The sequence below is a fragment of the Pseudomonas sp. PARCl1 genome (assembly GCF_947311875.1).
Classification (GTDB): Bacteria; Pseudomonadota; Gammaproteobacteria; order Pseudomonadales; family Pseudomonadaceae; genus Aquipseudomonas; species Aquipseudomonas juntendi.
Genome location: NZ_CAMZMX010000099.1, coordinates 1 through 1,861, shown reverse-complemented (window position 1 = coordinate 1,861; position 1,861 = coordinate 1). Strand labels below are relative to the sequence as shown.

Annotated in this window: 1 protein-coding gene; it reads left to right on the top strand. The window is 63.4% G+C overall.

Annotated elements, in window-relative coordinates; translation table 11 throughout:
* Positions 1-2: 2 nt before the first annotated feature.
* Positions 3-1,861, top strand: a 1,859-nt coding sequence (acs, locus tag QME24_RS24645; protein WP_281691084.1) for an acetate--CoA ligase, incomplete at its 3' end; no start/stop codon positions are given.

Genomic DNA, 1,861 nt, shown 5'->3' with positions numbered 1-1,861 from the left:
AGATGAGTGCGGCTCCACTGTATCCCGTTCGTCCCGAGGTTGCGGCCACTACGCTGACCGACGAGGCCACTTACAAGGCCATGTACCAGCAATCGGTGATCAACCCGGACGGCTTCTGGCGCGAGCAGGCCCAGCGTATCGACTGGATCAAGCCGTTCACCAAGGTCAAGCAGACCTCGTTCGACGACCACCACGTCGATATCAAATGGTTCGCCGACGGCACTCTGAACGTTTCCTCCAACTGCCTGGACCGTCACCTGGAAGAGCGCGGTGACCAGCTGGCGATCATCTGGGAAGGTGACGACCCTTCCGAGCACCGCAACATTACCTACCGCGAACTGCACGAGCAGGTCTGCAAGTTTGCCAACGCCCTGCGTGGCCAGGACGTGCACCGTGGTGACGTGGTCACCATCTACATGCCGATGATCCCCGAAGCCGTGGTCGCCATGCTGGCCTGTGCACGCATCGGGGCGATCCATTCGGTGGTGTTCGGCGGCTTCTCGCCCGAAGCGCTGGCCGGCCGGATCATCGACTGCAAGTCCAAGGTGGTGATCACTGCCGACGAGGGCCTGCGCGGTGGTCGTCGTACCCCACTCAAGGCCAACGTCGACCTGGCGTTGACCAACCCTGAAACCAACAGCGTGCAGAAAATCATCGTGTGCAAGCGCACCGGTGGCGACATCGCCTGGCACCAGCACCGCGACATCTGGTACGAAGACCTGATGAAGGTTGCTTCCAGCCATTGCGCGCCGAAAGAAATGGGCGCCGAAGAGGCGCTGTTCATCCTGTACACCTCGGGTTCCACCGGCAAGCCAAAAGGGGTGCTGCACACCACGGGCGGTTACCTGGTATATGCCGCGCTGACCCATGAGCGCGTGTTCGACTACCGCCCCGGTGAGGTGTACTGGTGCACCGCGGACGTGGGCTGGGTCACTGGCCACAGCTATATCGTCTACGGCCCGCTGGCCAACGGCGCCACCACCTTGCTGTTCGAGGGCGTGCCGAACTACCCGGACATCACCCGGGTGTCGAAGATCATCGACAAGCACAAGGTCAACATCCTCTACACCGCACCAACCGCCATCCGCGCCATGATGGCCGAAGGGCAGGCCGCTGTAGCCGAGGCCGATGGCTCCAGCCTGCGCCTGCTGGGGTCGGTGGGCGAGCCGATCAACCCGGAAGCGTGGAGCTGGTACTACAAGGCCGTGGGCAAGGAACGCTGCCCGATCGTCGACACCTGGTGGCAGACCGAAACCGGCGGCATCCTGATCAGCCCGCTGCCGGGTGCCACCGGCCTGAAGCCAGGGTCTGCGACCCGGCCGTTCTTCGGCGTGGTGCCGGCACTGGTGGACAACCTGGGCAACCTGATCGACGGTGCGGCCGAGGGCAACCTGGTGATCCTCGATTCCTGGCCTGGCCAGTCGCGTTCGCTGTATGGCGACCACGACCGTTTCGTGGATACCTATTTCAAGACCTTCCGCGGCATGTACTTTACCGGCGACGGCGCGCGCCGGGACGAGGACGGTTACTACTGGATCACCGGGCGCGTGGATGACGTGCTCAACGTGTCGGGCCACCGCATGGGCACGGCCGAGATCGAGAGTGCCATGGTGGCGCACGCCAAGGTGGCCGAAGCTGCAGTGGTGGGTGTGCCGCACGACATCAAGGGGCAGGGCATTTACGTGTATGTCACCCTCAATGCGGGTGTCGAGGCCAGCGAGCAGTTGCGCCTGGAATTGAAGAACTGGGTGCGCAAGGAGATCGGCCCTATCGCTTCCCCGGATGTGATCCAGTGGGCGCCTGGGTTGCCCAAGACCCGCTCCGGCAAGATCATGCGCCGCATCCTGCGCAAGATTGCCAC